The organism is Streptomyces sp. NPDC048337 (assembly GCF_043201175.1).
Taxonomy (GTDB): domain Bacteria; phylum Actinomycetota; class Actinomycetes; order Streptomycetales; family Streptomycetaceae; genus Streptomyces.
The window spans coordinates 51,792-76,823 of the sequence record NZ_JBICYR010000017.1 but is presented as its reverse complement, the minus strand read 5'-3'; the positions used below and the strand labels follow the sequence as shown (position 1 = coordinate 76,823).

Below are 25,032 nucleotides of genomic sequence, written 5' to 3'. Positions count from 1 at the left end.
GGACCGCGTCCGTTCGGGGGAGGGGCCCGGCCCCGCCGCCTCAGCGGGCCACGTACGTCTTCGCCGCCTTGTCGTGCCAGGCCTGGCGGCGCGGGCGGTCCACGAGGCACCAGAGGCTACCCGGCAGGCCCAGCAGCGCGTACACCAGCCAGCGGCGCAGCGCGGCGCCGAAGGAAGGCGGGCGGAGGGTGGCGGTGGCCAGCACCCGGACGCCGAGGAGCTTCTTGCCCGGGGTCCGGCCCCAACGGGCGGTGGGCAGGGCCTCGTAGAGGACGCCGAAGAGGAGGACCGCGCCCAGGACCAGGCCCAGGTGGCCGGCGATGGTTCCGTCGAGCAGCCAGACGGTGGTGGTGCGGCCGCTCGCGCGCGCGGCGTCCACCTTGGTCTCCAGGTGGGCGGTGGCGGCGGGGACTTGGGGCCAGGCGGCGGCCGCCGCGACCGCCGCGAGGATGAGGGAGTCCAGGGCGCGGGCCAGCGTCCGGCGCACGAGCCCGGCGGGGCGCACGGCGCGCTCGGCCATCCGCTCGAACACGGCTCTGGGGGTGCCGGTGCCCTCCGGGCGGGGGGCGGTTGGGCGGGCGGCCCGGTCCGCCGGGAGCGAGGGGCGGGCGCCGCCGGTACGGGGCTCCCACGGCTCGGAACGGCACGGCCGGGCCGCGGCCGGGGCGGCGGCCTCGGGCCGGGCCTCCGGAAGGTAGGCGCCGCTGCGGGGCGCCCACGGCTCGGGGCGGGACGGCTCGGCCGGGGGTTCCCGCCGGGGGGCCTCGGCCGGGGGTTCCCGCCGGGGGGCCTCGGCCGGGGGTTCCCGCCGGGGGGCCTCGGCCGAGGGTGCCGCGGAGGCGGCGAAGCCCTCGGGCCAGGAGGTCGTGGCCCCGGAGGTCCCGGCCCCGGGAGCCTCTGGCCACGCCGGGGCGGGGGCTGCCGGGGCGGTTGCGGCGAGGCCGGGCGCGCGCCGGGGCACCTCCTCGGGCGCCGAACGTGACCAGGGGTCGGAGGGTGACAGCGGCACTGCGTTCGGCGCCCTGCGGGGGCGCCCCGGCACACACCCGTCCCCGCCGGAACCGGGGTCGTGCGCATCCTGCGCGGAGCGGGCCGACAGGATGCCCGCCGCGGCCTGGGCGGGGAGTCGGGGTTCGGGGGTACGGGCCAGGGAGATGCCCGCCGGGCGGGCCTCCGGCTCCGGCGGGCTGCCCCACGACACCCGGCGGTCGCGCGGGCCGCCGAAGCCCGCCTGGTGGAGGGGGTCGGCCTGCCACACCACCGGCTCGGGATCGGGTTCCGGCAGCGCCTCCGTCACGGAGGTCTGGTCGAGGAAAACCGGACCCGTCTGCTCCGCCGGAGGCGCGGGCGCGGGCGCGGGGCGGCTCGTACCCGGAACCCAGGCGGCACCGTTCCAGTACCGGACGTACCCGGGAATGGACGGATCGGGGTAGTAGCCCTCGCGGGCCGCGTGCTCGCCGTCACCAGGGGAGGCCGTCAATGTCCCCAACTCCGATCGTGGCTTGAGGCTGTGCAAGGGAGGACCATAGCCAAGAACCTCCCTCCGACAGGTCCGGTAACGGGAGAATCCAAGCCTTCGGGCGAACCGCCGCCCATACGACGGTTTTCGGTCAGCCGACAGAATTCGGCCAATCTCCTTTTCGCGGCACGAAGTCGCGTCATACCCGGGCACAACGGAGCTCTCTCCGGATGTGGGGCGCGATCCGGCGCCGCACACCGAAGCGAAGTGAGGCCGCAATGCACCACCCCGTCGTCGAGCGCGAGCTGGAACTGAAGCTGGTCCTGTCCCCCGAGCGCAGCATCCCCGTACCCGCCCGGCTCCTCTACCTCACGGACGACCCGTACGCCGTCCACATCACCTTCCACACCGGCTCCAGCACGCCCGTGAACTGGACCTTCGCCCGCGAGCTGCTGGTCGAGGGGGTGTTCCGCCCGTGCGGCCACGGCGACGTGCGGATCTGGCCCACCAAGGTCGACAACGAGGCCGTGCTCTGCATGGCGCTCAGCTCCCCCGACGGCGACGCCCTGCTGGAGGCCCCCGCCGGCGCCGTGTCCGCCTGGCTGGAGCGCACCCTGCGCGTCGTCCCGCCCGGTACGGAGGCCGAGCGGCTGGGCCTGGACGACGCGCTGGCCGAGCTGCTCGCGCCGACCCCGGCCGACGAGCTGTGGCTGCGCGACCCGTGGCCGTCGGACGAGTCGGCCGACGGGGACCTGTGATGCCGTCGGGGACCCCGTCAGAAGAGCTTGCCGGGGTTGAGCAGGCCCAGCGGGTCGAAGGCGGCCTTGACCGCCCGTTGCACCTCCAGTCCCACCGGCCCCAGCTCTCGGGCCAGCCACTCCTTCTTCAGCACGCCCACCCCGTGCTCGCCGGTGATGGTCCCGCCGAGCGACAGGCCGAGCGCCATGATCTCGCCGAAGGACGCGCGGGCCCGCCGCGTCTCGTCCTCGTCGGCGGGGTCGAAGCAGACGATCGGGTGGGTGTTGCCGTCGCCCGCGTGCGCGCAGACCCCGATGAGCAGATCGTGCGCGCGGGCGATGGCGGCCGTTCCGTCCAGCATCTCGGCGAGCCGCGAGCGCGGTACGCACACGTCGTCGATCATCGTGGCGGGCCTGAGCGCCTCCAGTCCGGGGAAGGCCATCCGGCGGGCCTGGAGGAGCAGTTCGGACTCCGCCTGGTCCTCGGCGGGCACGACGGCGGTGGCCCCGGCGGCCGTGCACAGCTCCCCGACCGCCGCGAGGTCCTCGGGGGCGTGCGGGGTGTCGAAGGCGGCCAGCAGGAGCGCCTCGGTGGTCTCGGGCAGCCCCATCCTGCCGAGGGCGTTGACGGCCCGCACGGTCGTACGGTCCATCAGCTCCAGCAGCGAGGGGGTCAGTCCGGCCTCCATGACGGCGCAGACGGCCTCGCAGGCGGCCGCGACGGAGGGGAACTCGGCGGCCAGCGCGAGCTGCCGGGGCGGCGCCGGCTTCAGGGCGAGGACGGCCCGGACGACGACGCCGAGGCTGCCCTCGGAGCCCACGAAGAGCCGGGTGAGGTCGTATCCGGCGACGCCCTTGGCGGTACGCCGGCCCGTGCGCAGCAGCCGCCCGTCGGCCAGGACCACGTCGAGGCCGAGCACGTACTCGGCGGTGACCCCGTACTTGACGCAGCACAGCCCGCCGGAGGCGGTGCCGATGTTGCCGCCGATGGTGCACTGCTCCCAGCTGGAGGGGTCCGGCGGGTAGTACAGGCCCTGTTCGGCGACGGCCCGCGAGAGGACGGCGTTGACCACGCCCGGCTCCACGACGGCGATCCGGTCGACGGCGGAGACCTCCAGGATCCGGTCCATCTTCACCAGGGACAGCACGATGCAGCCGTCGGAGGCGTTCGCGCCGCCCGACAGGCCCGTACGGGCGCCCTGCGGGACGACGGGGATCCGTAGGGCGGTGGCGGTGCGCATGACGTGCTGGACCTGTTCCACGGTCCGGGGCAGGACGACGAGGGCCGGGGTGCCGGCGGGGCAGAAGCTGGCCATGTCGGAGGCGTAGGAGACGGCCACCTGCGGGTCGGTGATCAGGGCCTCGGGCGGGAGCTCTTCGAGGAGGCGGGCGGTGAGCCGTGCGGAGACGTCTTCATCCATGAGGTCAGAGTGACAGCCGGGGCCATCGGTGTGAACACGGCCGCGACCCTCTTCGGACACCTCGGCGGGCTCTTCATATTGACGCACAGTGACCCCATGGACCGTACCGACCGCATCGACGGTAACGACGAGGAATCGCAGACGCCGGCGCCGCCCGTGACCTTCACCGGCCGCAAGACGCTCGTGGCGGCCGCGGTCGCCGTGGTCCTGATCGCCGGGGCCCTGCTGATCCGCCCGGCCCGGACCGGGGACGACGCCCGCCCGCCGGGGCCGAGCGAGCGGGCCGCGGAGGCGGTCGGCATGGGCGCGCCCGCGGCGGCGGTGGACCTGACGGCGCTGGTCGCGGACCGGGAGAAGTGGGTCGCGGCGCACGCGGACGACGACGCCTCGTGGGCGGTGCTCGGCGCCGCCTATCTGGAGCAGGCGCGGCGCACGGCGGATCCGGCCTGGTTCCCGAAGGCGGAGAAGGCGCTGAAGCGGTCGCTGGAGGTCCGCCCGGCCGAGAAGGGCAACTTCGACGCGATGACGGGCATGGGCACGCTGGCCAACGCCCGGCGGGACTTCGGGACCGGGAAGAAGTGGGGCGAGCTCGTACGGGCGCAGGCGCCGCGGCGGTGGACGGCGTACCCGGTGCTGGTGGACGCGTACACGGGCCTGGGCGACTACAAGGCCGCGCAGAAGTCGATGGAGCGGCTGCTGGAGCTGCGGACGGGGCTGGCGGCGTACGTCCGGGCCTCGCAGGTCTACCGGGACCGCGGCTGGCGCGAGGACGCGGCGGTGGCGATGGAGCACGCGGCGGGCGTGGCGAAGGCCCCGGCGGAGAAGGCCTACGCGCTGTTCCGGCTCGGGGAGCTGTCCTGGGAGCGGGGGGACGCGGCGCAGGCGCTGCGGCTGTACGAGGCCGCGCTGCGGACGGACCCGGCGCAGGCCGAGGCGCTGGGCGGCCGGGCCCGGGCGCTGGCCGCGCTGGGGCGCGGCGGGGAGGCGGTGCGGGACTACCGGCTGGCGCTGGGGCGGACCCCGGTGCCGCAGCTGGCGCTGGAGCTGGGCGAGCTGCTGGACGCGCTGGGCCGCGGGCAGGAGGCCCGCGCGCCGTACGACATGCTGAGCACGCTGGCGGCGCGGGAGGGCACGAACGGGGTCGACGACGACGTGGTGCTCGGCCTGTACGAGGCGGACCACGGGAATCCGGCGGCGGCCGTGCGGAGGCTGTCGGAGGAGTGGACGCGGCACAAGAGCGTGCAGGTGGCGGATGCGCTGGGGTGGGCGCTGCACCGGTCGGGCGATGACTCGGCGGCGCTGGAGTACGCGAAGAAGGCGACGGAACTGGGGTTGCGGAGTGCGGACTTCGCCTTCCACCGGGCGATGATCGAGCGGGGCCTGGGGGACGAGGCGGCGACGCGGCGCCACCTGCAGGAGGCGATGCGTACGAACCCGCACTTCTCGCCGCTGCGGGCGCCGCTGGCGAAGCAGGCCCTGACGGCCATCGGCCAGCCGCCCCCGGGCGGCCCGGAGAACCTCCTCCCGACCACGCCGTGGGTGGCCCCGGAACTCCCGAAGGCCTCCAAACCTGCGGCGCAGCCCGCCACCCCGAAGCCGAAGCCGTCCCCCTCCCCCCGCTAGGGGGACGACCGGTTCAAAAGCCGGGGGCTCCGCCCCAGACCCCAGGCGGGAGCCTAGAGGTTGCCGCGCTTGGCCTGCTCGCGCTCGATGGCCTCGAACAGCGCCTTGAAGTTGCCCTTGCCGAAGCCCATGGACCCGTGCCGCTCGATCATCTCGAAGAAGACCGTCGGCCGGTCCTGCACCGGCTTGGTGAAGATCTGCAGCAGGTAGCCGTCCTCGTCGCGGTCGACGAGGATCTTCAGCTCGCGCAGGGTCTCGACCGGGACGCGGGTCTCGCCGGCCCACTCCCCCAGCGTGTCGTAGTACGAGTCCGGGGTGTCCAGGAACTGCACGCCTGCCGCCCGCATGGAGCGGACCGTGGCCACGATGTCGTTCGTCGCGAGCGCGATGTGCTGGACGCCCGCGCCCCCGTAGAACTCCAGGTACTCGTCGATCTGCGACTTCTTCTTCGCGATCGCCGGCTCGTTGATCGGGAACTTCACCTTCAGGGTGCCGTCCGCGACGACCTTCGACATGAGCGCCGAGTACTCGGTCGCGATGTCGTCGCCCACGAACTCCTTCATGTTCGTGAAGCCCATGACCTTGTTGTAGAAGGCGACCCACTCGTTCATGCGGCCGAGCTCGACGTTGCCCACGCAGTGGTCGATGGCCTGGAAGGTGCGCTTGGCCGGGGGCTCGACCATCGGGGCGACGGGGACGAAGCCCGGCAGGTAGACGCCGGTGTAGTCGCCGCGCTGCACGAGCGTGTGGCGGGTCTGGCCGTAGGTGGCGATCGCGGCCAGCGTCACCGTGCCGTGCTCGTCCTTGACCTCGTACGGCTCGTCCAGGCCGCGCGCACCGTGCTCGACGGCGTACGCGTACGCCGCCCGCACGTCGGGGACCTCGATGGCCAGGTCGATCACGCCGTCGCCGTGGTCGGCGACGTGCTCGGCGAGGAAGCGGCCGCGGTCGGTCGTCGCCTTGATGACCGAGGTGAGGACGAAGCGCGCGGCGCCGTTGGTCAGGACGTAGCTGGCGGTCTCGCGGACGCCGTTCTCCGGTCCGGAGTAGGCGACGAGCTTCATGCCGAAGGCGGTCGAGTAGTAGTGCGCGGCCTGCTTGGCGTTGCCGACGGCGAAGACGACCGCGTCCATGCCCTTCACCGGGAAGGGGTCTGCCTCACGCGCGGTGTGCGGGGTGGTGTCGAGGGTCTCAGTCATGAGCGCAGAGTCCCGCTGATCCACAAGCTGCGCAATAGTTTCCATTTCTGCTGTACAGAATGACCAGCATGGCGGGAGGATGGTTGAAACATCTGTGCACTATGACCACCCCCGAGCCCGGGAGGCACCCATGGGCATCGACGACCTCGACGGCCGGCTCATCGTCCTGCTCGCCCGCGAGCCGCGCATCGGCGTCCTGGAGGCCTCGCGCCGCCTCGGCGTGGCCCGCGGGACCGTGCAGGCCAGGCTGGACCGGCTGCAGTCGAACGGGGTCATCCGCGGCTTCGGCCCGCAGGTCGATCCAGCGGCCCTCGGCTACCCGGTGACCGCCTTCGCCACCCTGGAGATCAAGCAGGGGCAAGGGGCCGACGTACGGGCCCACCTGGCCGGGGTGCCCGAGGTGCTGGAGCTGCACACCACCACCGGGCACGGGGACATGCTGTGCCGGCTCGTGGCCCGGTCCAACGCCGACCTCCAGCGGGTGATCGACCGGGTCGTCGCGTTCGAGGGGATCGTCCGGGCTTCGACGGCGATCGTGATGGAGAACCCGGTGCCGCTGCGGATCATCCCGCTGGTGGAGCAGGCGGCGGGGGACGACAGCCGCTGACCCGGCCCCGAAGGATGCAAAGAAGAGCTTGCAAAGAAACCCTTGCATAGGAGTCTTTGCAAGCTTACGGTTGTGCCATGCCCGAGAAGCCGGAAGCCCCGGAGCCCCAGGAAGCCCGCGAACCCCAGGAAGCCCGCGAACCGCAGCAGCGGCCGGCGCCCGCCGCCGGGGAGCGCCTGCTCGACGCCCGCTCCCTGCGCGGCCTCGCCCACCCGCTGCGCATGCGCCTCCTGGCCGCCCTGCGCCACGACGGCCCGGCCACCGCGTCCCAACTGGGCCAGCGGCTCGGGGAGTCCAGCGGGGCCACCAGCTACCACCTGCGCCAGCTCGCCGCGCACGGCTTCGTCGAGGACGCGCCCGAGCACGGCAAGGGCCGGGAGCGCTGGTGGAAGGCCGCCCACGACGGCACCGCCTTCGACGAGTCGCTCATCTACGACGAGGATCCGGAGACCCGGGGCGCTGCGGACCTCTTCCTGCACGAGATCGCGACGATCCACACGCAGGAGATGAGCACCTGGCTCGGCACCGCCCACCAGTGGTCGCGGGAGTGGCGGCGCGGCTCGGACCTCAGCGACTTCACGCTGCGCCTGACGCCCAGGCAGACCCTCGAACTGGTCCGCAGGATGCACGAACTCGTCAACAGCTACCGCGACGTGCCGCCGGAGGAGGGCGCCGAGTCCGTCCGCGTCCACACGCACGTCCTCCCGCGCCGCGCCGCCGAATAGCAATTCCTCCCCTCCCCCCATTCGCAGAAGGAGTCCTGCCATGCACGCCTTCACCCACCTCCGCGAACACGCCACCCGCACCACCGAACTGGCCGCCGAGGCCGCCGCCTGGCGCCTCGCCCGGGAGGCGGACACCGCCCCCACCCTGCGCATCCGGCTCGGCGAGGCCCTGATCGGCGCCGGCACGCGCCTGCAGCAGTCGGCCCACACCCGCGTCCAGCGCCCGCACGCGGCATGAGCAGGCGGCCGTTCACCGCAGTCCTGGCCGCCAACACCATCTCCATAGCGGGGAGTTCGCTCACCCTCATCGGCGTCCCGTGGTTCGTGCTCCAGACCACCGGAAGCGCCGGCCGGGCCGGGGTCGTCGCCTTCTGCGCCACCCTGCCCGTCGTCATCGCCGCGCTCGTCGGCGGCCCGGTCATCGACCGGATCGGCCGCCGCCGGGTGTCGGCCGCCTCCGACCTGATCTGCGGCCTGGCCGTCGGCGCGATCCCGCTGCTGCACTTCGCGGGCGTGCTGGAGTTCTGGATGCTGTGCGCGCTGATGGCCGTCGGCGGCCTCGTGCACACCCCCGGCCTGACCGCCCGCTACGTCCTGCTCCCGAACCTCGCCGAGCACGCGGGCACCACCCTCGCCCGGGCGGCCAGCCTCTACGACGCGATCTCGCGCGGAGCCCGGATGATCGGGGCGGCGCTGGCCGGCGTACTGATCGCGGCCGTCGGCGCCGAGACCGTACTGCTGCTGGACGCGGCCACGTTCGGGGCCTCCGCCCTGCTGGTCTCCGCCTTCCTGCGCGGGATCCCGGCCGCCGAGCCGCAACGCGCCTCCGGGAAGGTCTCGTTCGCGGCCTACCGGGCGGAACTGGCCGAGGGCTGGGGCTTCCTGACCCGGTCTCGGCTGCTGACCGGCATCACCCTGATGGTGATGGTGACCAACGGCCTGGACCAGGGCTGGTCCTCGGTCCTGCTGCCCGTACACGGCCGCGAGGCCCTCGGCGGCGCCACCACCCTGGGCCTGACGATCTCCCTCTTCGGCGGCTTCGCGCTGCTGGGCGCCCTGCTCTACGGGGCGTGGGGCGAGCGGTTCCCGCGCCGGGCGGTGTTCGCGGCGGCCTTCCTGGTCTGCGGGGCACCCCGCTTCGTGACCGCCGCCGTCACGGACACACCACTGCCGCTCGCGGTGACGATGGCCCTGTCCGGCCTGGGCGCGGGCCTGCTCAACCCGATCCTGACCACCGTCATGTACGAGCGGATCCCGGAGGAACTGCGCAGCCGCGTCTCGGGGGTGACCACGGCCGGCTGCGAACTGACCATGCCGCTCGGCGGACTGGCGGCGGGGCTGCTGGTGGACGGCTTCGGCCCGACCCGGGCGCTCCTGCTGTTCGGCGGCACGTACCTGCTGACGACCCTCACCCCGCTGGTCTTCCCGGCCTGGCGCGGCCTGGACCGCGCACCGCTCAGCAGGCCGGTACGGTCTCTCCCCGGTTCAGCGCGCGCAGAGCGTTCACCGCGTCCGTCAGCGAAGTGACCGGGACCAGCTGAAGCCCCTCGGGAAGTTCCGACCGGGCGTCCGAGCACTCCGCCTTCGGTACGAGGAACACGGTCGCCCCGTCGCGCTTCGCGGCCTGGGTCTTCAGGGCCACCCCGCCGACCGCGCCGACCTCTCCGTCCGGGGAGATGGTGCCCGTACCGGCGATGGTGCGCCCGCCGGTGAGGTCGCCGCCGCTGCCGTCGCCGTCGAGCTTGTCGACGATGCCGAGGGAGAAGAGCAGCCCGGCGCTCGGACCGCCGACGTCGGCGAGGTTCAGCTGGACCTTCAGGTCCTTGGGGTCCTTGTGGAGGAAGCCGAGAGCGGCCTGGGTGGCGGTCGACTGGGACTTGGCCATTTCCTCCAGGTTGTGCGCCTCGATCTCCTTGTCGCTTCCACCGGAGGAGTAGACGGCCTCCTTGGGCATGACGGCCCGCGTGGTGTCGAACCAGTGGCCGACGAGCTCGGGCAGGTTCACGGTGGTGGAGGGCCCGGTCGCCTGGATGGTGGTCATCCGGAGCTGTCCCTTAGTCGGGCGGGTCGCGGCCCCGGAGACGGCGATGACGGCCTTGCCGTCCCGCTCACCCAGCACGTCGGCCGTGAGCCCCGGCTGCGCGATCACGAAGGGCAGCGGCGCGAACGCCGCGACGGCGAACAACCCGATGACCGGCACGGCGCAGACGGCCAGCGCGGTGGGACGCGGCAAACGCATGAGACGAGAGAGCACGGCCCCAATCTATCCGCCCGCGGCAAAACCCAGCCCCGCCGGCGTTTGAGGCGCGGGGTCGGGGGCGGAGCCCCGCGGGGGGTCCGGGGGCGGAGCCCCCGGCAACGGCGCCGCACCGGCACCCGACACGGGCACCGGGGACACCGCCAAGGCCGCGCCTAGCGAAGGGCGTCGGCGACTTCCCGCGCCGCGTCCACCACCCGCGGCCCCACCCGCTCCGGCACCGCGTCGGCCAGCATGACCACACCCACGCTGCCCTCCAGCCCGGTGATCCCCACGAGCGGCGCGGCAGCGCCACTGGCGCCCGCCTCCAGCTCCCCGTGGGTCAGCGTGTACCCCGGCTCGATCAGCTGGCCCTGACGGGCGGCGAGGATGGCCCGCCCGGCGGCCCCGCGGTCCAGCGGGTGGCGGAAACCGGCCCGGTAGGCCACGTGGTAGTCCGTCCAGGTCGGCTCCACGACGGCGACGGCCAGCGCCTCGGTGCCGTCGACGAGGGTCAGGTGCGCGGTGGCACCTATGTCCTCGGCGAGCGACCGCAGCGCCGGCAGGGCCGCCTCGCGTACGAGCGGATGCACCTGCCGCCCCAGCCGCAGCACCCCGAGCCCGACCCGGGCCCGCCCGCCGAGGTCACGGCGGACCAGGGCGTGCTGCTCCAGGGTGGCGAGGAGACGGTAGACGACGGTGCGGTTGACACCGAGGCGGTTGGAAAGCTCGGTGACGGTCAGACCGTGGTCGGTGTCGGCGAGCAGTTTGAGGACTCTGAGCCCTCTGTCGAGAGTCTGGGAGGTTTCCGCGGTCACGACGCCTCTCCCTCTTTCGGTGAGCGGCGGTGACTCTCTGCTTGGCGCGCCGCCGGTCCCGTGGCGACGCACGGAGAGGCCGCCGGTAGCGGCCATGGCACCGGCTGCGCTCCCGCGGCGGCGCTGCCACGGTGCGTTCGATGCGGGGACAGTAGCGAGCAGGTCCGCTCAGCGGAAGGGCTCGTCCAGAATCCGGGCGCCTGCCACCTGTTTATGCCGGTTCCAGAAGGGCTCCGGTGCCGGAAACCAGCCACGTGCGTGCGCGGTGGCGCAAACCCGACAGCCGTCTGGCCACGCCGCCTTCGACAAGATCCAGGACCGGCGGCGACGGGGGCGAATGCGGTCACACGACCCCGAAGCGAGCGAAGTCCGTGTGAACCTCCGCACGGACCCGTGCCACCCCCTGTGGGAATTCACCGCATCCGGGTGGCCCACTCCTGCACCTTCTTGATCCGCTCGCGCAGCTGACCCGCCGTCGCCTCCGCGCTCGGCGGCCCGCCGCACACCCTGCGCAGCTCCGTGTGGATCACCCCGTGCGGCTTGCCGCTCTGATGGACGTACGCACCCACCATCGTGTTGAGCGACTTGCGCAGCTCCAGCAGTTCCTTGTGCGAAACGACCGGCCGCCGGTCGGCCGGGAGCTCCAGGAGGTCCGCCTCCGCGTCCGGCTTGCGCCGGCTGTGCGCGATCTGCCGGGACTGCCGCTTCTGCAGCAGCATCTGCACCTGGTCCGGCTCCAGCAGCCCGGGGATGCCGAGGTAGTCCTGCTCCTCTTCACTGCCCGGGTGGGCCTGCATGCCGAACTCGGCGCCGTCGTACAGCACCCGGTCGAAGACCGCGTCGGACTCCAGCGCCTCGAAGGACATCTGCTCGTCCTCGCCGGTGTCCTCGTCCTCCTGCCGGTTCGCCTCGTCCATCTCCTTCTCGGACTCGGCGTACGGGTCCTCCTCGCCCTGCTTCTTCGGCCGGTCGAGGACGTGGTCGCGCTCGACCTCCATCTCGTTGGCGAAGCCGAGCAGGTAGGGGATCGTCGGAAGGAACACGGAGGCGGTCTCGCCGCGCCTGCGCGATCGCACGAAGCGCCCGACGGCCTGGGCGAAGAACAGCGGGGTGGAAATGGTGGTGGCGTACACCCCCACCGCGAGCCGCGGTACGTCGACGCCCTCGGACACCATCCGGACCGCGACCATCCAGCGGTCGCTGTTCCCGCTGAAGGTGTCGATGTTCTTCGACGCCCCGGTGTCGTCGGAGAGCACCAGGGTCGCCTTCGTCCCCGTGATCTCCCGGATCAGCTTGGCGTAGGCGCGCGCCGAGTCCTGGTCGGAGGCGATGACGAGGCCGCCCGCGTCGGGGATGCCCTTGCGTACCTCGGTCAGCCGCTGGTCGGCGGCGCGCAGCACGTTCGGCATCCAGTCGCCGCGCGGGTCCAGCGCCGTGCGCCAGGCCTGCGAGATGGCGTCCTTGGTCATCGGCTCGCCGAGCCGGGCGGCGATCTCGTCGCCGGCCTTGGTACGCCAGCGCATGTTGCCGCTGTAGGAGAGGAAGATGACGGGCCGGACGACCCCGTCGCCCAGCGCGTTCCCGTAGCCGTAGGTGTAGTCGGCGGAGGAGCGGCGGATGCCGTCGTTCCCCTCCTCGTAGGTCACGAAGGGGATGGGGTTGGTGTCGGACCGGAAGGGCGTTCCGGTCAGGGCCAGGCGCCGGGTGGCCGGGTCGAAGGCCTCCAGGCAGGCCTCGCCCCAGGACTTCGAGTCGCCGGCGTGGTGGATCTCGTCGAGGATCACGAGGGTCTTGCGCTGCTCGCACCGGTTGCGGTGCAGCATCGGCCGTACGCCGACACCCGCGTAGGTGACGGCGACCCCGTGGTACTCCTTGCTGAGCGGCCCGGCGGAGTACTCGGGGTCGAGCCGGATGCCTATCCGCGCCGCGGCCTCCGCCCACTGCTTCTTGAGGTGCTCGGTCGGCGCGACCACGGTCACCTGCTGGACCACGTGGTGGTGCAGCAGCCAGGAGGCGAGGGTCAGCGCGAAGGTGGTCTTGCCGGCGCCGGGCGTGGCGACGGCGAGGAAGTCCCGCGGCTGCGTCTCGATGTACCGGGTCAGGGCACCCTCCTGCCAGGCACGCAGCTTGCTGGCGGTGCCCCACGGCGCACGGCCGGGGAAGGCGGGTGAGAGGTGGTGGGAGGCGGTAGTAGTCACGGTCTCCGGTTCGTCGCTCTCGGCAGTTCGGCAGTCGTACGTAGGACAACCGGGCCACCTTACCGGTGCGGGCCCGCCCCTCGCGGCGGGACAGGCCCGTGACCTTGCGGGGTGCGGCGAGCGTCACATCTCTTCGCTCAATGCCCGCAGCCGGTCGGCGATCCGCGCGATCTCCACCTCGCGCCCTGCGGCCACGTCGATCACCAGTGCGTAGGCGGCGTCCTGATCCACATCGGCGAGGTCGACCCCGTTGACGGCCAAGAAGGTCGCGGCGGCCAGCCAGGCGGTGCGCTTGTTCCCGTCGACGAGGGGGTGGTTGATCGCGATGCCGTGGAGCAGCGCGGCGGCCTGCTCGTACGGGTCCACGTACGCGGGCGTGCCGAACATCCGGGCCCGCGGCCGGTGCACCGCCGATTCCAACAGCCCGGGGGCGCGCAGCTCTACGGGCTGGTCCTGGGCCAGGCAGGCGTGCCGGGCGAGGTCGAGGACCTCGGCGAGCGTCAGGTGTCGCACCTGGGGCGGCTGGGCGCTCATGCGCCGAGCCGCTTCAGCAGCGCCGCGTGCCGCCGCGCGAGCCGCTCCGCTTGCGCCCCGGCCTGGGCCCGCTCCGCCCTCAGCCGTGCCCGTACGGCGTCCAGGGCGAGCTCCTCGGGCGTCTGCCCGGTGGCGTCGGCGAGATCGGCCAGTTCGGCGTGCTCGGCGTCGGACAGCGGGACGGTCAGCTCGTTCATGGCCGGAAAGCTAGCGCGTCAGGCCCTCCCGCCACACCGGAATTCTTTGGGCCCTCACTCCTTGGGGGCAGGCTCCAGACGGGTAGCGACCCAGGCCCCCACCAGCGCCACGCAGGCCATCGGCAGGAACACGACCGCGAACGCGGCGGGGTGCGAGGCCGAGGCCCCCTCGGTCAGGGCGTGGGAGGCGCCGACGGCCCCGCCCCCGAGCGCGGCGAACGCGGCCCCGCCACCGGCCAGCAGCACCACATTGGCCAGCGCGTCCGAGATCTGCAGGGCGGCGGAGTTCGCCCCCGCCTCCTCCGGCGCGGACAGCTTCAGCAGCAGCACGCTCGTGGAGCCGATGACGAGGCCCATGCCGAGGCAGCCGACCGCCCAGGCCGCCGCGACCGTCCACACCGGCACGGACTCGATCAGCACGGCCGGGGCGGTGGCGATGGCCAGGGCCACCATCACCATGCCGGCCACCATCAGCCGTTCCCGGTACGGAGCCATCCGCCCCTTCGACTGCACCCACGAGCCGGCCGCCCACGTCAGCCCGCCCGCCGCGAGCGAGAAGCCGGCCAGGGTCGGGCTGAGCCCCCGCTGGGTGACCAGCATGAGCGGCACGAAGCTCTCGGCCGCGATGAACGACCCGGCGGCGACCCCGCGCAGCAGCACCACGGACGGCAGCCCGCGCCGCGCCAGGTACGTCCCGCTCGGCAGCAGCCCCAGCACGGCGGGGACGAGCAGGGCCGCGCCGGCGACGCCGGGGAGGAGGGACAGCCACCGCAGGTCCTGGGCGGCGTACTGGAGCAGCCCGGCGCCGAGCGAGATCCCGAAGGCCAGCCGGATCCGCCGCCGGTCGAAGGCCGCGGGCGGCGCGCCCGTGTCGACGGGGCCGGAGGCGGTCCGCCGTATCGCGGGCAGCGCGACGACGAGCGGCACGACCACGAGGGCCGGGATCCCGAGGAACACCCACCGCCATCCGAGGTGCTCGGTCACGGTCCCGGAGGCCAGCGGCCCCACGATCGACGGCACCACCCAGCTCGCGGCGAAGGCGGCCATGATCGCGGGCCGCAACCGCTCCTCGTAGGCCCGGCTGACGACGACGTAGAGCGCGACGATGACCAGCCCGCCCCCGAAACCCTGCACGGCCCGCCCGAGCACGAACACCCACATCGCCCCGGCCGTCCCGGCGACCACGAGCCCCGAGGCGAAGGAGGCGATCCCGACGGTCAGCGGCCGCAGCGGGCCCTGCCGGTCGGCCCACTGCCCGGACAGGACCATGCCGAAGAGGCTGGTGGTGAAGTAGGCGGAGAAGGCGAAGGCGTAGAGCCCGATCCCCTCCAGCTCACGCGCGGCGACGGGCATGGCCGTCCCCACGGCGGTGGCCTCGAAGGCGATCAGAAAAACAACGGAAATGATCCCGAAGCTGAGCGTCCGGTAGGCAGCCCCCATGATCCCGCCGGTAGGCGGTGTCGTCGGGGCGAGGGGGTCGGTCTTCTCGGGGGTCCGGGGCTCCAGGGCACTCATCGCCCCAGAGTAAGGCGCGCAGCCCTGATTCACCCCTGTCAATTAGACGGATCCCCCCTCGGCCGACGGACCTAGGACTGTGAACGCGTCATGGCAGTCGTGTTGCGACCCGCGAGAATCCCTTCCGGCGACCGGCGCACCTCCGTACGGTCGTACTCGTCACCACCTCACAGCCGTGTGCCCGAGTGGTTGAGAGACTCGCCCGCACCGCGTCTGACAGCGGGCTCCGCCCACGGGGAGTTACGCCGGTTCGATTCCGGTCACGGCTTCGCGGCGCGGCCGCTCAGGATCAGGCGCACCCCTGAGCGGCCTTCGCCATGCCGGGGCGCGGCAGCACCGCCGCTACGACACCGCGGGCAGTTCCCCTGCCTTGGCCGGCAGTCCGCCGTTGTTCGCACACCCCAGCTCTTGCGCCATCGCCAGAGCCGCGGAGTGGGCCAGGACCAGGTAGTCCTCGCCGGTCTGGTCGCTTCTCGGCGTCGGGGGCCCGGCTCCCGGCTAGGCCGAATTCCCCCCGATGCCCCTGACCACGCTCCCGGTGACGGTGCATGCAGGGGCCGCGAACTCCCGGCCCTTCGGTTCCGCCCGGTAGGCCTCCTCCAGCCCTTTGCCCATGGCCTTGAGGCCGACGGTCTGCCCCTCGTCGTTGACCAGATACGAGGACTGCAGCAGGTCACTCAGCGCCTCACCGGCGGCATCCGTGATCAACCCTGGGCACGCGTCCACCGGTCCACGCAAACCGGTGATGCGTGCCGCCGTGCTCACTGGCTGCCGCAGCCGGTCTGCTGCTTGGCCACGTCTACGTACTTCGTCATGAGATTGGTGAACAGGGCCCGTGAGGTACCAGGCTTCATGTGCTCGACGGATCCACTGATCACCATCTCAAGCTCGAAGGAGTCCTTGGCGCCCTCGCACGTGAGAGTGACGCGGGCGCCCGTGTCCCTCACGAGCCCCTTGTCACCGAGGGGCAGCGGATCCGGCGCGGGCTGGTTCGCATCGGTGGGGGGCCAGGTGAAGTGCTGCCCCAGGGGCTGCCGCGTGGCCGAGACGAGGACCCTGCCCCTGCCGTCGACGTAAACGTTGCAGGTCGCCCCTCGGCGCTCCGCGGTCAGTCGGAGATCGACCGGCGAATCCACCTTCACCGTCTCCCCGTAACCCATCAGCGGTTCCAGGTCAGACCGCGTGAAGACGCCGAAGCAGGTGCGCTCCGGCAGCTGCGGGGCCGCCGCCTTCTTCTCGTCGCCACAGCCCGTCATTGCTGTCGCCGCGAGCAAGGTCGCCGCGCATGCGAGGGGGATACGAACATTGCGCATCAGGAACCGCCGTTCGAAGTGGCGACCTGCCCTCGACCGACCGCGTGAGCGTTCGCCGTCTCCGTCGAAGCCACACCTGCGAGGGCATCGATCGTCCTCTGGCTCATGCCCGTCCCCGCCACGGCCTTGCGGACCGACTGCGCAGCGGACTCACCGGCCGCCACCTGTGCGTCCGTATAGCTGATCACCGCCTTGTGATCAGCCTCGCCGGTCTTCTCCCCCTGGTCCTTCTTCGCCCGCTCGACCACGCTCTCCGTGATGTCTTCCTGGAGCCATTCCACGACGTCCCCTGCGAGCGGCACCATCTCCAGGTACTTGCCACCCGCCGCGCTGATGCCCCGGTTGATCCACTTGGCGTTATCCTCGACGCCCTTGACGTACTCCTCTGCCTTGTGCCCGTTCTCGGCGAACGTGCCCTCCGCCCGAGCCTCGGACAGGATTCCGGCGATCTGGCCTCCAGGGTGCACCGCGGTCTTGATCGCCGCGTCCAAGTCCTCGTACTCGCCCCGGTGCGCGACGACGTCGTTGATGAGCGTGGTCGTGAACGCCCGCTGGGAGTTGGTGATGGCACCGTACGCGTCCGGGTCCTGGCCGACGGCCCCGATGAAGGTCGCCATGTCGGCCTTGTGGAACTCGGCCATGTCACCGCTGACCTTGATAATCCCGCTGCTGTTCTCCGCCGAGGCCTGGATGTCCGGCATGTACTCGGCCGCCATCTGGCCGAAGTGGCCGGACAGCCCCTTCAGCGGGCCGTCGGGCTCACCCGGCTTCGCCACGACCAGCTCCGGCTTGTCACCGATCTTCTCGACGACGCGTTCCATGATCGCCGTCATCTCCTTGGTGTGCGGCACCGGCTTCGCGTCCTCGTCGCCCGCCGCGCGGCCGCTGACCGCCGCCTCCAGCGCAGCGCCCACAGCGTCCTGCGCCGGGCCCGCTTCGCCGTAGGGGTGGCTGGGGCTCCGGTCGAAGGCGTCGGCCCACGACTCCTTGTCGAGCATGTAGTCGACCATGCCCCGGGCCTTGCCGTGCTGGCCGTCCACCGCCTTGTCGGCCGTGGTCACGATCCCGTCGCCGTTGCTGTCCTGGCGGACCGGCTCGTTGAAGAAGGCCGTCGCCGCGTCCGGGTTGTGGGACATCGCGTCCATCAGGCCCGTCAGCGGGTAGAAGCCCCGGCTGCCGTCCTTGCCCTGGCTCAGCACCGTCTTCGGGTCATACGGGGACCCGTGCTCCCAGGCCTTCGGGTTCTCGCGGTCGAAGGCCACCATGTCCCGGCCGACCGAGGTCAGGAAGTCCTTGTCGTACTTGCCCTCGTGGAGCAGCGCGCCCAGTGCCTGGTAGCCGTAGATCTTGCTGGTCAGATCGCCGGTGACCTGCATTTCCTTGCGGCCGGCCTTCATCAGTTCGGTCGTCCACGCCGCATCCAGGTGGTTCGGCGAACTCTTCTGCGTGGCGAGCCCCAGCATCGCGCCCATGTCGTTCTGGATGTTCCCGACCATCCCCAGGCGGTCCTTGCCCGCCTCACCCAGGGACGACGCGTCGATGGACAGCCTCGCGTACGCCTCGAGCGTGCCCTCGGGGCCGAGCTTGCGGTAGAAGTCCGGTGCGAACTCGGCGTCGTTGCGGTTGTCGTCGAGCAGCTCCTCCAGCTCGCGCAGGGCCTCGGGGTTGCGGGCCACGCCGCCCGGCTCCTTGCTGAGCTTCTTCATCAGCTCGGCCGCCCGGTCGGCCTGTTCGCCGTCCAGGGTGGTGTACTTCGGCGCCGTGAAGTTGTGGTCGTCCGAGACGTTGGCGCGCAGTGCGCGGGCCAGGGAGTCATCGGCGTCCGCGCAGTCCTCGACGAGCCGGTCCACCCTCGCCTGCCAGGCTTTGCGGTTCTCCTCCTCCTTCCGCTTCCACTCCTGGTAGTCCGGGTCGTGCCGGGCCGCGAACTCGGTCTTCGGGTCCATCGGGATGGCCGAGACCTTCCCGGCCGCGTCCACGCGGAACCCGGCTGCCGGGGCCTCCTCGTCGGCAGCCTTCTTCAGCGCGTCCCGGGCCGTCTTGATGGTGGCGTGGCCGTCGCTGAGGAGCTGGTGCACGCCCCTGGCCTCTTTGGCCGCGTCCTCGAACTCCTTGGCCGTCTTGTCGACGAACGCCCGCCCGACACCGGCCGTAACCCCGCTCCACTCCGCCTTGTCGGCCTTGGCCTTCATGCCGTTACGAGCGGCCTCGGCCATCTCGTCCAGCTTGTCGGCCATGGCCTTCCAGTCGGTGACCGCCGTCTGGAGCTTGTCCAGCGGGGCGTGCATCACATTCTCGTACGTCAGCATGGGGGCGGCCTACTTCAGGTACTGGTCGATGGCGGACGCGGTGAAGTCCGCGTGGAGCTGCTGCTCGTCCTTGGCGTGGGACTTGACCGAGTAGTTCAGGCCGTTGGAGATGCTCGCGAGGGCCGCCACGAGGGTCTTCACCTGGCTTTCCCAGGTGGTGTTGGCCTTCAGGAGCGCCGCCCCGCTCCCGAAGTTCTCCTTCGTGAGCGCGCCCGCCGCTTCAGTGGTGGCGGTGGCGGCGTGCTTGCCGTCGTTCTGGAGGCGGGTGTGCAGCTTGTAAGCCTCGGAGCCGATGGCGCCGATGTGGTCCTGGTTGAGCTCCAGGTCACCGCCGCCACCGCCGCCGGGCTCTACGGGTACGTGGTTGAGCCGCATGGAGACGTTGGCGGCGGCCGTGGCGCGTGCCGCCGACCATTCCTCGTCGAACGACATCGCGTGAACTCCTGTACGTGGGGGGGCAGGATCGGTCAGCGGTTATCAGTTAGCGGCTAGCGGTCATCGCCTGTTGCGGCTCACGACGACCGCGGTGACGGCTCCGCCGATGAGCACGCAGGCTCCCAGACCGAGGGCGATCCAGGGAAGGGTGCTGCCACTCTTCTTCTCCTCGGCCTGGGGCGCCGGCTTGGTGGCCGCCGAGTCGGGGGCCTTGCCGTCGGTGGAGGGCGAGGGGTTCTTGGCACCCTCGGCGGCTGCCAGGTCGGGCAGCGGATACACGTCGGCCGGGCCGGGGTCGCCGGGGTTGGGGACCGCGATCCGGGGCCGGACGATGCCGTAGCCGATGTAGTCGTTGCGCTCGGCGCCGTCGGTGGGCTTGCCGGCGGTGTTCAGGAGGACGCGGAGGACCTGATTGTTGGTCCAGTTGGGGTGGGCGGACCAGAGGAGGGCGGCTGAGGCGGAGGCGAGGGCTGACGCGTCACTGGTGCCGTGGGTCTTGCACAGCCCTGTCTGACCCTTGCACGCAGTGACGATGTCGATTCCAGGTGCAGCCATGTCGACTTGCGGTCCGTGCTGGGATTCCTTGGTCGGCTCACCCTTGGCGTCCACGGAACCTACGCCGACCACTCCGGGTGTCGCAGCCGGATATTCGATCTCGTTGGTCGAATCACCAGAATTGCCGACAGCAGCAAAGATCAATTTCCCCTTCGAGAGCGCATACTTCACCGCCTCGGCGCGCTCCCGGTCGTCCTCCGGCGTGCCGGATCTACCTTGGGAAATATTGATGACCTTGGCGTCCGAGTCTGCCGCATACCGAATGGCCGCGACCCAAGCGGGGGTGTTTGCCCCTTCAAGCATGTCAGGCACCCGGATCGGGAGGATCTTAACTCCAGGCGCAAGACCGTAAGCCCCATCACCGCTTGGGTGCTTCCCAGTGGCTGCGATCATGGCAGCGATGCCGGTGCCATGGCCGAAGTAGTCATTGTCTCGGCCTACTTCGACATCGCCGACGGGGAAGGCTTTACCTGAAAGGACTTGTCCTTGGAGTTCCGGGATCTGGTCGACGCCTGTATCGATCACCGCAACGGTGATGCCCTTCCCGGTGCTGACCTTCCAGATGTCGTCAGCCTTCATCGTGTCGAGATGCCATTGCTTGGACCGAATGGTCTCCGCGTGGGCCGGGGTCGCGGCGACCCCGGCCAACAGCAGGCCCACCAGGGCCGAGGTCGCCTTACGCATGTGCATCCCGTACAACGTCCGTTCTGCTCAATCGACCACCGGCGGAACAACACGACGGTTGCCCTGCCAGGTCTCTTCGTCCTCGGCCAGGTAGTCGGGGCGGTCGCCGCCCCGGTCCTCGCGCTGCCTGCTCGGCGTGTGCGCGCCTGCGCCAGTACCAGCAGCGGTGTTCCGCACCAGCCCGGAGCCGCCCTGCGTGAACGGCTGACCACCCTTGGCCGGGACACCGCCCACGACGGACTGACGCCCGCCGACGATACCTCCCGGCTCCGATGCCAGCCGACGGCCCACCGGGGAGCCACCGACGCCACCGTGGGCGCCGCCGCCCATGCCACCACCCGTCATGCCGCCCATGGCACGGCCGGCCTGAGTGCCGCCCATGGCACGTCCGGCCTGAGTGCCTTCCGTACCGATGACCGTGCCACGCGGGAGGCCCGCGTTGGGGCCACTGGTCGGCACCTGGCGGCCGCCCAGGATCCCGCTGTCCCGCGGGGGCAGGCCGGGGACCTGCCCGACCTTGCCAAGACCCTGCAACGGTCCCTGGCCACCGGGACCGATGTTGGGCAGCATCGGCCCACTGATCGGCGGGAGGGTGACGGGCGGGATCGGGACAACGGGGCTGGGTCCGCCGGGACCCACGGGCACCTGAGGAAGGGGCGTACCCGTCGTCGGGGGCAAGGTCGTCGTGGGCGGCGGCAGCGTCGCCACGTGGTCGAGGTCCACGTCCACGTCAGGATCCGGAATTCCGGGCAGGGGCAGAGGCGCCGGACCCGTCGTTCGAGGCGGCGTGTTGTCGGGCTGCGCCTGATGGCCAGGGACCCAGCCTGGTTCGTTAGAGCTGCCGCCACCAGGGGCCGAGGACACATATGACGAGCCGGCGGAACCAGCTCCGCCGGATTCTCCGCCTGGCCTCGCCATGTCTGCGGCGCCGAAGTGATCGCTCGGAACAAACGCCTGCGGCGGCGGCGGAAACGTCGGGATCTCCGCCGCGTTCATGTGAGTAGACGACTGCTCGTACTTCTGCGCCAGGTTGTTCATCAGCCTGACGGCCTCGAGGTGGTCGTCCTCTAGCTTCTTTTCCTCCTGCTTGGCGACCATCGGCGCGTCAGGGTCGTTGTGGGCCTGCTTGGCGGCCTCGAGGTTCTTGGCGGCGGCCGTGTCGTACACGGGCATCTTCGTCGCCTCGGTCATCGTCTGGACGGCGTCAGCCATCCACTTGGAGCCTGTCGCGCTGTATTCGCTCAGCCGGAGCGTCGCATTGCCCGCCCGGCCCACCCACTCCTGGAAGTCCGTGGCGGCTTGGCCCTCCCAGCCGCTGACACGGTGGTTCTTGAGCTTCTCGCCGATCTTCTTGATGTCCTCGGACGCCTTCGCCAGCTGATCGGCCCGATCCTTGACCGCAACCGGGTCCAGCGAAGCGATCATCTCGCGCAGCTTCTGGTGCGAATAGCCATCAAAACGCGTTGCCGTTGCCATCAGTGGTTACCCCCCGTCGCGTTGCCACCGGCACCAGGAGTCGCGGTACCAGGGTGCTGCGAGGCCGCCAGCCTGCGCTGCTCCTCCAGATACGGGTCGCGCTCCGGTACGTAGTGTTCCTTCGCCGTCTCGGCGATGGCGACCATCCGACGCTTGGTGTCGTCGTCCACGTCACCAAAACCCTTGCCCGCCGTCGAGATCGCGATCCCCAGCGCCTCGATCTGGTCCGCCAACCCCTTCGACAGCTTCTGCAGCTCCGTGATGACGGTGTCGTAGGACTTGAAGAGGGCCTCCGCCTCCGGGAAGCCGTGGCCGAGCTTGCCGGCCGGCAGGGTGCCGTGGGCCAGTTTCTTGTGGTCCGCGTTCGAGCCGGTGAGGTCGTCCAGGAGGTCGGTCACCATCTTCTTGTATTCCGTCAGCGAGTCGTACTCGACCTTCAGCGCTGCCGCTGTCGCCGCCGCGGCCGCCTGGGACGCGGCCTGCGCCTTGATCGCTGCCGCGACGTTCGCCGAGTTGTCGACTCCGAACAGACTCAGCCCACTCTCCACTGCCACGTTGGCCTCCCCGACTCCCCGTCCCCGTTCGCACCCGTTCGCACGCGCACGTAAACACTCTTACCGATCACTCTAGCGACCGGCACCGACAGTCCCAAGTCCGGTGTTGCAGGTGCAATGCGGGTCACAAGGTCATGAGTTGGGCACGGCGACCGCCGCCGATGGCCTGATCGGGAGCCTGTTGACCGGGCGGCCCGTGGCCGCGCGTACTGCCGAGGCTACCGCTGCCGGCGCCGTCACCACAGGGACCGCGCTCGCCGCCTTCGCGCCGAAGGGGGCCACCACGTCGCGTTCCTCGACCAGTTTGACGATGCGGACCGTCGGGGCGTCCAGGGCGGTCGGGAGGGCGTAGCCCGTGAGGTCCGGGTGGCGGACCAGGCCCGCGACCGTGCGGAGGTTTTCGGTCAGGGCAGCGCCCACGCCCTGGGTGACGCCCGCTTCGATACGGGCCTCCAGCTGGCGGGGGTTGAGGATGCGGCCGACGTCCTGGGCCACGGCCAGTTCGACCACGCGGACCGAGCCCAGTTCGATGTCCACGTCCACCACCGCGCGGATCGCGCAGAAGGCGAGGCCCACGAAGGCGTCGCCCTGGCCGTCCGCGTCCAGGGGTTCCGTCGGGTGGGGGCGGCACTGGGCCGTCGCCCAGAGTTCCTTGCCTTCTATGGCCTCGGCGACCGTCATGGAGAACGCGCCGTCGTACGACGTGATTCGGCCATCCGCGATCTGCAGGAGCTCCGTGGACATGCCCAGCTTGTGGGCCATCGGCTGGAGGAGCTGCGTGCGGACCATCTTGGCGGCCCGTTCGACCGCGCCGCCCGAGACCCACGTGTGGCGGCCGTGCGTCGCCGGGCCCGCCGGCGGCTGGTCGGTGTCGACCGGGGCCGTGGTCACCTCGTCGACGCCCAGGATCTCCTGGACGATCTGACGCGCGAGCGTGGCGAAGCCCTGGCCGGTGTCGACGGCCGCGCAGATGACCGTCGCCGCGCCGTTCACCACCTTGACGGTGGCGGTGGAGACTTCGTCGGTCCCCTCCGCGCCGAGCATGTGCACCATGCCGACGCCGTAGCCGACGCCGCGCCGCACCGCGCCCGGCTCGCCCGCGCCCTCCAGGCCGCCCGGGAGCAGCCACTCGTCCTCCGGGGCGTCCTTCGGGAGGGCGGGCAGCTCGAAGTCGCGGACCGAGCGGAGGAGTTCGGCGACCGGAGCCGGGCAGGTGACCGTCTGGCCGGTGGGGAGGAGGTCGCCCGTCGCCAGGACGTTGCGCAGGCGCAGTTCCGCGCCGTCGATGCCCAATGCGGCCGCGAGCTTGTCCATCTGGCCTTCGTACGCCGCGCAGACCTGCATCGCGCCCTCGCCCCGGACGTGGCCCGAGGGCGGGTTGTTGGTGCGTACCGCCCAGCCTTCGACGAAGGCGTGCGGGACGACGTACGGGCCGCAGGCGAAGGCCACCGCCGCCGCCAGGGATTCCGAGGAGGCGTCCGCGTAGGCGCCGGCGTCCATCAGGATCTGGGCCTCGACCTTGACCAGGCGGCCCTCCGCGTCCGCGTGGTGGCGGTAGCGCAGCAGCGTCGGGTGGCGGTGGGTGTGGCCGAGGAAGGACTCCTCGCGGGTGGCGGCCAACTTGACCGGGCAGCCGGTGCGCAGGGCCAGGAGCCCGAGCGGGAGTTGGAACGCCGCGTCCTCGCGGTCGGCCGTCGCGCCCGGGACCCCGGTGACGACCACGCGCACGCGGTCCGGCTCCAGGCCGAAGCAGGCTGCGGCCAGGTCGCGGTCGGTGTGCGGGTCGGTGGAGGCGGTGTACAGCTCCACGCCGCCGTCGGGACGCGGCACGGCCAGCCCGGCCTCGGCGCCGATGGGCGCGGGGTCCTGGCGGCCGATGCGGTAGAGGCCCTCGACGACGACCTCGCCGGTGACCTCCGGGTCGCCGTAGCGGAGCGGGATGTGCCGGATCAGGTTGCCGTCGGGGTGCAGCGGGGCGGCGCCGAAGGACTGCTCGGGGTCGGTGACCGGGTCGAGGAGCTCGTACTCGACGGCGATCGCGGCCGCGGCGAGGCGTGCGGTGTCCGGGTGGTCGGCGGCGACGGCGGCGATGGGCTCGCCGTGGTGGCGTACGACGTCGTGGGCGAAGACCGGCCGGTCGGCGATGCGGCGGCCGTGGGTGGTGGCGCCGGGGACGTCGGCGTGGGTGACGACGGCGCGGACGCCGGGCATCGCGGCGGCGGCCGAGGTGTCGATGGAGAGGATCCGGGCGTGGGCGTGCGGGGAGCGGAGCACGGCGGCCCACAGGAGGCCCTCGGCCCACAGGTCGGCGGCGTAGGGGAAGGTGCCCTCGGTCTTGGCGCGGGTGTCGGCGGCGGGGACGGAGGCGCCGATTCCGTGCGGGACCTGCGGGTCCGCGGCCTCGGGGGTCGCCGCCAGGGCCGTCACCGTGGTGTTC

23 protein-coding genes and 1 tRNA gene are annotated in these 25,032 nt (G+C 71.8%); 7 read left to right on the top strand and 17 right to left on the bottom strand.

Annotated features, from left to right (window positions below; all coding sequences use genetic code 11):
* Positions 1-40: 40 nt before the first annotated feature.
* On the bottom strand, positions 41-1,489 hold the full coding sequence (locus tag ACGFYU_RS25245; RefSeq protein ID WP_393829591.1) for an RDD family protein: 1,449 nt from the start codon (positions 1,487-1,489) through the stop codon (positions 41-43).
* A gap of 248 nt (positions 1,490-1,737) precedes the next feature.
* On the opposite strand from ACGFYU_RS25245, the gene ACGFYU_RS25240 reads away from it, so the two are divergent.
* Positions 1,738-2,217, top strand: coding sequence for an SsgA family sporulation/cell division regulator (locus tag ACGFYU_RS25240; RefSeq protein WP_393829590.1), 480 nt, complete (start codon positions 1,738-1,740; stop codon positions 2,215-2,217).
* A 17-nt stretch (positions 2,218-2,234) separates the two neighbouring features.
* Here the strand turns inward: ACGFYU_RS25240 and ACGFYU_RS25235 are convergent, their stop codons facing one another.
* Entirely contained in the window at positions 2,235-3,617 is a 1,383-nt protein-coding gene (locus tag ACGFYU_RS25235; protein WP_393829589.1) for an FAD-binding oxidoreductase, read from the bottom strand.
* A gap of 96 nt (positions 3,618-3,713) precedes the next feature.
* Here ACGFYU_RS25235 and ACGFYU_RS25230 point away from each other — a divergent pair, with 96 nt between their 5' ends.
* A complete protein-coding gene (locus ACGFYU_RS25230) occupies positions 3,714-5,240 on the top strand; it encodes a tetratricopeptide repeat protein (RefSeq protein ID WP_393829588.1) in 1,527 nt (508 codons plus the stop codon).
* A 53-nt stretch (positions 5,241-5,293) separates the two neighbouring features.
* Here the strand turns inward: ACGFYU_RS25230 and hppD are convergent, their stop codons facing one another.
* Positions 5,294-6,439 (bottom strand): 4-hydroxyphenylpyruvate dioxygenase, encoded by a 1,146-nt coding sequence (gene hppD, locus ACGFYU_RS25225; RefSeq protein ID WP_393829587.1) that lies wholly within the window; start codon positions 6,437-6,439, stop codon positions 5,294-5,296.
* A gap of 130 nt (positions 6,440-6,569) precedes the next feature.
* Here hppD and ACGFYU_RS25220 point away from each other — a divergent pair, with 130 nt between their 5' ends.
* The 4 genes from ACGFYU_RS25220 (at position 6,570) to ACGFYU_RS25205 (ending at position 9,298) form a co-directional block, all read left to right on the top strand.
* Positions 6,570-7,046, top strand: coding sequence for an Lrp/AsnC family transcriptional regulator (locus tag ACGFYU_RS25220; RefSeq protein ID WP_393829586.1), 477 nt, complete (start codon positions 6,570-6,572; stop codon positions 7,044-7,046).
* Positions 7,047-7,123: 77 nt separating this feature from the next.
* Positions 7,124-7,771, top strand: a complete 648-nt coding sequence (locus tag ACGFYU_RS25215; RefSeq protein WP_393829585.1) for an ArsR/SmtB family transcription factor — start codon at positions 7,124-7,126, stop codon at positions 7,769-7,771.
* A gap of 40 nt (positions 7,772-7,811) precedes the next feature.
* Entirely contained in the window at positions 7,812-8,009 is a 198-nt protein-coding gene (locus tag ACGFYU_RS25210) for a hypothetical protein (RefSeq protein ID WP_393829584.1), read from the top strand.
* Entirely contained in the window at positions 8,006-9,298 is a 1,293-nt protein-coding gene (locus ACGFYU_RS25205; RefSeq protein ID WP_393829583.1) for an MFS transporter, read from the top strand. The genes ACGFYU_RS25210 and ACGFYU_RS25205 overlap by 4 nt, the downstream gene beginning before the upstream one ends.
* Here the strand turns inward: ACGFYU_RS25205 and ACGFYU_RS25200 are convergent.
* The 6 genes from ACGFYU_RS25200 to ACGFYU_RS25175 form a co-directional block, all read right to left on the bottom strand.
* Positions 9,228-10,010 (bottom strand): PDZ domain-containing protein, encoded by a 783-nt coding sequence (locus ACGFYU_RS25200; protein ID WP_393829695.1) that lies wholly within the window; start codon positions 10,008-10,010, stop codon positions 9,228-9,230. The genes ACGFYU_RS25205 and ACGFYU_RS25200 overlap by 71 nt on opposite strands.
* Before the next feature lie 173 nt (positions 10,011-10,183).
* Positions 10,184-10,825, bottom strand: a complete 642-nt coding sequence (locus ACGFYU_RS25195) for an IclR family transcriptional regulator (RefSeq protein ID WP_215018318.1) — start codon at positions 10,823-10,825, stop codon at positions 10,184-10,186.
* A gap of 413 nt (positions 10,826-11,238) precedes the next feature.
* A complete protein-coding gene (locus tag ACGFYU_RS25190; RefSeq protein WP_393829582.1) occupies positions 11,239-13,023 on the bottom strand; it encodes a DEAD/DEAH box helicase in 1,785 nt (594 codons plus the stop codon).
* Between the two features lie 123 nt (positions 13,024-13,146).
* Positions 13,147-13,557, bottom strand: coding sequence for a type II toxin-antitoxin system death-on-curing family toxin (locus tag ACGFYU_RS25185; RefSeq protein ID WP_393829581.1), 411 nt, complete (start codon positions 13,555-13,557; stop codon positions 13,147-13,149).
* On the bottom strand, positions 13,554-13,754 hold the full coding sequence (locus ACGFYU_RS25180; RefSeq protein ID WP_393829580.1) for a hypothetical protein: 201 nt from the start codon (positions 13,752-13,754) through the stop codon (positions 13,554-13,556). The genes ACGFYU_RS25185 and ACGFYU_RS25180 overlap by 4 nt, the downstream gene beginning before the upstream one ends.
* A 54-nt stretch (positions 13,755-13,808) precedes the next feature.
* A complete protein-coding gene (locus ACGFYU_RS25175) occupies positions 13,809-15,269 on the bottom strand; it encodes an MFS transporter (RefSeq protein ID WP_393829579.1) in 1,461 nt (486 codons plus the stop codon).
* 171 nt (positions 15,270-15,440) lie between these two features.
* Here ACGFYU_RS25175 and ACGFYU_RS25170 point away from each other — a divergent pair.
* Positions 15,441-15,538 (top strand) — tRNA-OTHER (locus ACGFYU_RS25170).
* 229 nt (positions 15,539-15,767) lie between these two features.
* Here the strand turns inward: ACGFYU_RS25170 and ACGFYU_RS25165 are convergent.
* From ACGFYU_RS25165 to ACGFYU_RS25130, 8 genes are all read right to left on the bottom strand, one after another.
* Positions 15,768-15,977, bottom strand: coding sequence for a hypothetical protein (locus ACGFYU_RS25165; RefSeq protein ID WP_393829578.1), 210 nt, complete (start codon positions 15,975-15,977; stop codon positions 15,768-15,770).
* A 53-nt stretch (positions 15,978-16,030) separates the two neighbouring features.
* Positions 16,031-16,525 (bottom strand): hypothetical protein, encoded by a 495-nt coding sequence (locus tag ACGFYU_RS25160; RefSeq protein WP_393829577.1) that lies wholly within the window; start codon positions 16,523-16,525, stop codon positions 16,031-16,033.
* A 56-nt stretch (positions 16,526-16,581) separates the two neighbouring features.
* Positions 16,582-18,891, bottom strand: a complete 2,310-nt coding sequence (locus ACGFYU_RS25155) for a hypothetical protein (RefSeq protein WP_393829576.1) — start codon at positions 18,889-18,891, stop codon at positions 16,582-16,584.
* Positions 18,892-18,900: 9 nt separating this feature from the next.
* Complete coding sequence (locus ACGFYU_RS25150; protein WP_393829575.1) at positions 18,901-19,323, bottom strand: hypothetical protein; 423 nt, start codon at positions 19,321-19,323, stop codon at positions 18,901-18,903.
* A gap of 63 nt (positions 19,324-19,386) precedes the next feature.
* Positions 19,387-20,565, bottom strand: a complete 1,179-nt coding sequence (mycP, locus tag ACGFYU_RS25145) for a type VII secretion-associated serine protease mycosin (RefSeq protein WP_393829574.1) — start codon at positions 20,563-20,565, stop codon at positions 19,387-19,389.
* Between the two features lie 27 nt (positions 20,566-20,592).
* Positions 20,593-22,041: a WXG100 family type VII secretion target gene (locus ACGFYU_RS25140; protein ID WP_393829573.1), complete on the bottom strand. Its 1,449-nt coding sequence runs from the start codon at positions 22,039-22,041 to the stop codon at positions 20,593-20,595.
* Positions 22,041-22,595, bottom strand: coding sequence for a hypothetical protein (locus ACGFYU_RS25135; RefSeq protein WP_393829572.1), 555 nt, complete (start codon positions 22,593-22,595; stop codon positions 22,041-22,043). Before ACGFYU_RS25135 ends, ACGFYU_RS25140 begins: the two co-directional genes overlap by 1 nt.
* A 132-nt stretch (positions 22,596-22,727) precedes the next feature.
* Complete coding sequence (locus ACGFYU_RS25130; protein ID WP_393829694.1) at positions 22,728-25,022, bottom strand: xanthine dehydrogenase family protein molybdopterin-binding subunit; 2,295 nt, start codon at positions 25,020-25,022, stop codon at positions 22,728-22,730.
* Positions 25,023-25,032: the final 10 nt, after the last annotated feature.